This is a genomic window from Lepagella muris, from assembly GCF_004793975.1.
Lineage (GTDB): Bacteria > Bacteroidota > Bacteroidia > Bacteroidales > Muribaculaceae > Lepagella > Lepagella muris.
On sequence record NZ_SRYB01000003.1, the window covers coordinates 208,904 to 215,813 of the forward strand.

General features: G+C 46.9%; 5 protein-coding genes. 2 read left to right on the forward strand and 3 right to left on the reverse strand.

Going from position 1 to position 6,910, the window contains the following annotated elements:
* Positions 1-12: 12 nt before the first annotated feature.
* The 3 genes from E5331_RS03695 to E5331_RS03705 all read right to left on the reverse strand — a co-directional run bounded on the left by E5331_RS03695 (position 13) and on the right by E5331_RS03705 (position 3,973).
* Entirely contained in the window at positions 13-1,209 is a 1,197-nt protein-coding gene (locus E5331_RS03695) for a mechanosensitive ion channel family protein (RefSeq protein ID WP_123481999.1), read from the reverse strand.
* Between the two features lie 148 nt (positions 1,210-1,357).
* Positions 1,358-3,622, reverse strand: a complete 2,265-nt coding sequence (locus E5331_RS03700) for an AAA family ATPase (RefSeq protein WP_476703346.1) — start codon at positions 3,620-3,622, stop codon at positions 1,358-1,360.
* Positions 3,623-3,670: 48 nt separating this feature from the next.
* Complete coding sequence (locus tag E5331_RS03705; RefSeq protein ID WP_123482001.1) at positions 3,671-3,973, reverse strand: ATP-dependent Clp protease adaptor ClpS; 303 nt, start codon at positions 3,971-3,973, stop codon at positions 3,671-3,673.
* Positions 3,974-4,074: 101 nt separating this feature from the next.
* Here E5331_RS03705 and E5331_RS03710 point away from each other — a divergent pair, with 101 nt between their 5' ends.
* On the forward strand, positions 4,075-4,413 hold the full coding sequence (locus E5331_RS03710) for a hypothetical protein (RefSeq protein WP_123482002.1): 339 nt from the start codon (positions 4,075-4,077) through the stop codon (positions 4,411-4,413).
* A 339-nt stretch (positions 4,414-4,752) separates the two neighbouring features.
* A partial coding sequence (locus E5331_RS03715) for an InlB B-repeat-containing protein (RefSeq protein ID WP_168355129.1) occupies positions 4,753-6,910 on the forward strand: 2,158 nt, incomplete at its 3' end.

The window sequence follows — 6,910 nt, forward strand, 5'->3', positions numbered from 1 at the left end:
ATGGAGTGTGGTTTATGGTTGAGGGGAGGGGATACGGAGATTCTTGAGGTCAGTGCCAGCCGGAGTCTGGAATATGTTGAGTCCAAACGCGTTGATTGTGGCATACACATGGTCGAAGATATCTGCCATGACATGCTCGTGTTTCACCCATTCCGTCGTGCCGGTGAAGAAATACAACTGTATGGGGAGTCCTGAATTTGTTGGGGGTAGCTGACGCACCATGAGGGTCATTTCCTGGTTTACATCATCACGGCTACGCAGATACGATTCGATATAGTCACGCAGTAGGCGCAGGTTGACCACCTTCCCATGTGTATGGCTTCCCTTCTCTACAAAACCCTCCTCTTTCAGCCTGTCGATCTCTTCGGCAGAGAGGAAACGCACGGTATTCATGTCAACGTAAATGGCTCTATCCACCCGTCGGCCGCCCGACACCTGCATCGGATGATAGTTGCGAAACGATTCCGTGACGAGGGAATATGGCGGCACTGTAGTTACGGTGTTGTCCCAATTGCGCACCTTGACGGTGGTGAGTGTCACATCGAGCACTTCTCCGTTGAGGTCGCGGTTTGGCATGGAGATCCAGTCTCCACGTTTGAGCATATTGTTGGCGGTCAGCTGGATGCTGGCTACAAGCCCCATGATGGTGTCTTTGAATAACAACATCAGGACTGCGGCAGACGCACCCAACGCAGTGATTATGGCTATTGGGGTCTTGTTCACCAGTATGCTTATGGCTATTATCACGCCTACTCCGATTACTATAAGCTTGAACATCTGGAATATGCCCTTTACTGCGTATGGCCTCAGCTTTTCACGCTTTAGGAAAGCGAGGTAAAGGTTGTTGAAGAGTATGACAATGATTCTCACGAGAGCCCAAAGGATATAGAATGACGTGAGAGTGTCTACCCATCTGACTGAATCCGGCGTGTCGGAGAAGAATTCCGGAAGAAGCCACGACACCACTATTGCGGGTGCCAATTGCGATACCGCCTTCATGAACGACGGATTAAACATGTCGTCGTCCCATTCTGTCGGGCTCCGAAGTATTACTTTCTCCAGTACGTTCAATATCATCTTCGCGATATAATAGGCTGCAACTGCGAGCAAGCCTAACGAGAAGAGGAGAATAAGCGTGATTATTTGGGAACTGAAGGGTCCGTTAATCACGCCTTCAAGTGATTCTTTTATAGAATTTATCAAGGTCATAAATTGAAAGTTTATTTAACTGAAGTTTCGCAAGCTGCACTTCAGTGGTTTAACGTTTATAGTTTAAGGTTTAAGATTCACGAAAATCCACGAATTTTTTCATTATACAAAATTTAATGATCATAAACCATAAACATTAAACCTTAAATTATTTAATATTCTGTTTCATCATGAGACCATTGTCGGAGAGTATGATTTCCGCTTTGCCGCCCTCTCTCAATTCCCCGAACAATATCTCCCTCATAAGGATAGGTTTCAGACGGTTAGTGATTACCCTGTCTATTTCCCTGGCTCCATATTCGGGCGTGAATCCTTCCGAGAGGAGATATTGGTGGGCTTCGTCGGAGAGGATAAGCTCCACATTCTTATTGCTGAGCTGACGGCGCAGCATGTCAAGTTTCTTGTCAAGGATGCGCGACGCCATATCGCGTGTCATGTCGTTGAATACTATGGTGGCGGATAGGCGGTTGATGAATTCGGGCTTGAAAGATCTCTTCACCTGGCGCATCATTGCTTCGCCGGATGACGTGGTGTTGCCGAATCCCACTTTTGCTTGTGAGGCATACTGTGCGCCGGCATTGGAGGTCATTATCAATATCACGTTTCTGAAATCCGCATGATTCCCCTTATTGTCGGTGAGACGTGCGTAGTCCATCACTTGCAGGAGGATGTTGTAGATGTCGGGATGCGCCTTCTCTATCTCGTCGAGGAGAAGGACGCAGTTGGGGGATTTGCGTATGGCATCAGTGAGTTGTCCTCCATCCTCATATCCCACATAACCTGCCGGCGAACCGATGAGCTTTGCCACGGCGTGTTTCTCTGCAAATTCGCTCATGTCAAAACGTATCAGCTCTATGCCTAATTCCTGGGCAAGCACGCGTGCCACCTCCGTCTTTCCCACGCCGGTAGGTCCGACAAACAGCAGGGAGGCAAGGGGCTTCGAATCCTCTGTCAGCCCTGCCTTCGACATCTGTACTGCCTCCGTGACGCTCTTCACCGCCTTGTCCTGCCCGAATATCTTGGAAAGGATCCGAGGCTCAAGCGATTCAAGACGGCTCGTGTCGTCCTCCTTGATGGATATGGAGTCTACCTTGCATATCTTGGAAAGCACCTCGGCAATGAGATCGACATCCACGGTCTGTTCTCCGGAAGGCAGGGGATGTATGCGGCGATATGCCCCCGCCTCATCGATAAGGTCGATTGCCTTGTCGGGCAGGAAGCGGTCAGAGAGATGACGGGCTGCGGAGGTTACGGCAAACTCTATTGTCTTGTCGGGGAGAATGACACCATGGAAATTCTCATAGTTCCCCTTCAGTTTGCTGATTATAGAGATGGTCTCCTGTATGGATGGTTCCGGTATGTCGATTTGCCGGAATCTTCTGACGAGTCCCTTGCTCTTTGCGAAATGACGTTTGTATTCATCGTATGTGGTTGATCCGATGAAACGTATCTTGCCTGTCTCGAGATACGGCTTCAGCATATTGGATGCGTCCATCGCGCCTTCTCCGGTTGCGCCCGCGCCTACAAGACCATGTATCTCATCGATGTATATGATTGGATTCTCCTCGCGGCTTATCCCGTCCATTATCAATTTGAGACGTTTCTCAAAATCCCCTCTGAACTGTGTGCCGGCGAGAAGGGTGCCTATCTCAAGCTGATATATCTTTGAGTCCTTGAGCGAGTCGGGCACGTCTCCCTTGTTTATCAGGGCGGCAAGACCATACACGAGGGCGGTTTTGCCCACGCCCGGCTCCCCGATATGCAGCACGTTGTTCTTATCCTTACGGCAAAGCACGCGTATCGTATTCTCCAGTTCCGTCTCCCTGCCGACAAGCGGGTTGCGTTGCTCGGTGTTGTCGTTCATGCAGACCACGAATCTCTTCCATTGCATACCGTCGTTGTCGGGCAACTCTTCCGATTCAAGCCAATCGTCGTCCATGAAATCATCTTGCATGAGATAGGAATCGGCGGTATTATAATTATCGACGATGTTGCACATCAGGGTTGCCTCATCGCCGTCAACCTCGTTCAGCAGCAGATAGCGGGCATGTGATTCCGGAAGCTCAAGCAATGCCTTGATTACGTGGGGCACCTCGATTATATTTTTTGCGGCATTGATGGCGGATGTTGATGCCATTTCAAGCATCTGTTTCAGTTGTGCTGAGATTGCATTAGTCGTATCTTCTCCTTCCGGTATCTTGTCAAGGATATTGAGATATGCCTGAATGTTGTTCATGAGCCGTATCATTTTGCCGCCGCAGTCTTTGATTGCTTTTCTGAATTGCATCTGATGGCAGAGCGACATAAGAAAATGTTCGGGTGTGGCATATTCATTCCTCTTCTCCTCCACAATGTCAAACATCATGTCTAAGCTTGTCTCAAGCTTCTGAGAGTAATATATTTGATTTTCCATACGAGATTTAGAAGTGGTCTTAAATGAGTTCCTTATAGCTTGCTATGGTTATTCCGCCACTATCGTTAGTCGCAGCGGGAAACCTTGCTCTCGAGCGAGGTTTGTGGCTTGTCCGGCTTTCGTGAGTGCGATGTCGTAGCTGTAGCACCCTACAGGTGCCTTGTCAGAATGATGCACTTGGAGCATGAGGCTTTCTGCTTCTGCTTGGCTTTTATGGAAGATTGTGGTGAGGATCATCACTACAAATTCCATGGTGGTGAAATCATCGTTGTGGATATAGACGATATATCTGCGAGGCACACGCAAATCCGTGCGTTGTCTCTCCTTTGTGTTTGAATTTTCCTGTGACATACTGCAAAGTTAATCAAAAAATAATTAACTTTGTCAATTATTTTTTGGAGATTACTAATCATTCTTGATTCTTTGAATTCTTGATTCTTTGAAATGTAAAGATGAAGATAATTTATAACAAAATCATACCTTTCGGACGCGGCATGTATGTGATCAATCTTTTCGGGGTTTTGTTTGCAAAGGGACCATGTAATAAGTTTATAATCAATCATGAATTGATTCATACAGCCCAGATAAAGGAGCTCGGCTACATTCCGTTCTATATTCTGTATGTTATTGAATGGGTATTCCGTCTTTTCCAATATGGATCTTCGCTGAAAGCATATTTCAACATCTCGTTTGAGCGTGAGGCATACGCATGTCAGGATGATTTGGATTACCTTAAAACACGGAGGCATTATAGCTTTATCCGCTATGTGAAACGGGGAGGTCAGAGGTAAGGAAAGGTTTACGGCAGTCGCCATGATTGTTTTTATTTATCAAAAAAATGTTAACTTTGCAGACTAAAGGGTAAATTAAATATTGAAATTAAATTTGTCGGTGGCAATAGGTAGAAATGTGCCGTATTTTAATTTCATTATTAACATATTTAATACAAAATAATTGCAAAAATCATGATTTCGTTATGAAATGATGGAAGCTGTAGAAAAAGTCGTGGCATGCAATTTTACGGGGACGTGTATCCGTGTCGATTGGCACGGAGAGGTTATTGTGTGCATTTTTTACAAAGATTAAACTAACCTAAATTATTAATAAGTATTAAAAATTGTTAATCACCAATGAAGAAAACAATTAGAAATCCGTTTGTGATGCTGATTGTGCTTGTAGTGGCGGTCTGCTCGTTGAAGGGAGCTTTCGCTTCCGCGTGGACTGTCAATCCTGCCGATTATCGTTACGACATGAGTCTCTATTTTGAACTCTCGTTTGGAAATCCCGCTGCGTGGGATGCTGCCTCTGATTATGAGGTGGCTGCATTTGTGGGCGATGAATGCAGAGGTGTCTCTGAGATTCTGCCCAATGCCAATGATTGTCTCTACATGCGTATCCGCAGCAATGAGGCAAATGGGGAAACAGTTACTTTTAAGCTGAGGAAGAAGGGCAGCACGGATGATGCTGTCATTGAAGGCGTGTCGATGGCTTTTGAAGCTGATAAGGCTATCGGTCTTCCCTCTGATCCCTACAAATTGGTTGTGAACAGATATTTTAATGTTGAGGTCAGTGCGGCTGATGGCGGTTCTGTAAGTTTTGAGAACGGCAGATATGCTGAAGGCACCGAGCTCACTGCTGTTGCCAATCCGGATCTGAAGTTCCGTTTCGTGAAGTGGAGCGACGGCGACACTAATCAGGAACGTAATATTGTAGTCGATGGCGACCTGAATATCACAGCCGAGTTTGAGCAGAATATATTTATGCTTAAATATATGGTGGAAGGCAAAGAGTACAATTCGTTTGACCTGGAGGTAGGTGCCGAAATCCCTGCGGTTGAGGATCCTGTGAAAGAGGGCTTTAAGTTCAACGGCTGGGATGGTCTTCCTGAGACAATGCCTGCGAATGACGTGACGGTAAATGCGTTGTTCCTCCAATATTTTAAAGTGAATATCTCTGCCGGAGAGGGTGGTACCGTAAACTTTGAAGCTAAGGAAGAGGGTTATCTTGATGGTGATGAAATCACGGTTACTGCTACTGCCGCTGACGATAAGTTCCGTTTCGTGAAGTGGAGCGACGGCGTTACAGAAGCTACCCGTACAATCTCAGTCAACAGCAATATTGACTTGGTAGCCGAGTTTGAGCAGTATCTCTATACTATCACTTATAAGGTAGAAGGTAAGGATTACAAGACTGCGAAAGTTGAGAAGGGTACAGCAATCCCTGCAGTTGAGGATCCTGTGAAAGAGGGCTTCAAGTTTAATGGCTGGGAAGGTCTTCCCGAGACAATGCCTGCTGAGGATATTACAGTAAACGCTCTCTTCCTACAATACTTTGCAGTTGCAATCACAGCCGGAGAGGGTGGTTCTGTTGACTTTGAGGCTAAGGAAGGGGGTTATCTTGAAGGTGATGAAATCACGGTTACTGCAACCGCTGGCGAGAAGTTCCGTTTCGTGGAATGGAGTGATGGCGTTAAGGATAATCCTCGAAAGATTACTGTTGCCGGAAACATCGACCTTTCTGCTAAGTTTGAGCAGAATGTCTTTACAATTACCTACATGGTGGACGGTGAGGTCTACGATACAGAGGATGTTGAGGCAGGAGCCAAGATTGAGGCAAAGGCAGGACCCGTGAAAGAGGGGTATGAGTTCGCAGGTTGGGAGGGTCTCCCCGAGACAATGCCTGCCAAGGACGTTACCGTAAACGCAACCTACACCAAATATTATACTGTAGATATTACAGCCGGAAACGGTGGTAAGGTGGACTTCAAGAACGGTCAGTACCTTGACGGCACTGAGATCGAGTTCACCGCGACCGCAGAAGGGAAGTACCGCTTCGTTAAGTGGAGCGATGGCGACACGAATGCAACCCGTAAGATGACTGTTGCAGGTGACATCAAGCTGTCCGCCGAGTTCGAGCAGTACATCTTCACCCTCACCTACATGTTGGACGGTGAGGTTTACAAGACAGTTGATGTTGAGGCTGGAGCCAAGATTGTAGCCGAGGATGGACCTGAGAAGGATGGCTACGAGTTCGCAAGCTGGGAGGGTCTCCCCGAGACAATGCCTGCCAAGGACGTTACCGTAAACGCAACCTACACCAAATATTATACTGTAGATATTACAGCCGGAAACGGTGGTAATGTGGACTTCAAGAACGGTCAGTACCTTGACGGCACTGAGATCGAGTTCACCGCAACCGCTGATCCGAAGTACCGCTTCGTTAAGTGGAGCGACGGCGACACGAATGCAACCCGTAAGATTACAGTTGCAGGTGACATCAAACTGTCCG

Coding starts and splice junctions, on each gene's coding strand:
- E5331_RS03700 (WP_476703346.1), bottom strand. CDS start 3,622: ATGGAAAATCAAATATATTACTCTCAGAAGCTTGAGACAAGCTTAGAC.
- E5331_RS03705 (WP_123482001.1), bottom strand. CDS start 3,973: ATGTCACAGGAAAATTCAAACACAAAGGAGAGACAACGCACGGATTTG.
- E5331_RS03695 (WP_123481999.1), bottom strand. CDS start 1,209: ATGACCTTGATAAATTCTATAAAAGAATCACTTGAAGGCGTGATTAAC.
- E5331_RS03710 (WP_123482002.1), top strand. CDS start 4,075: ATGAAGATAATTTATAACAAAATCATACCTTTCGGACGCGGCATGTAT.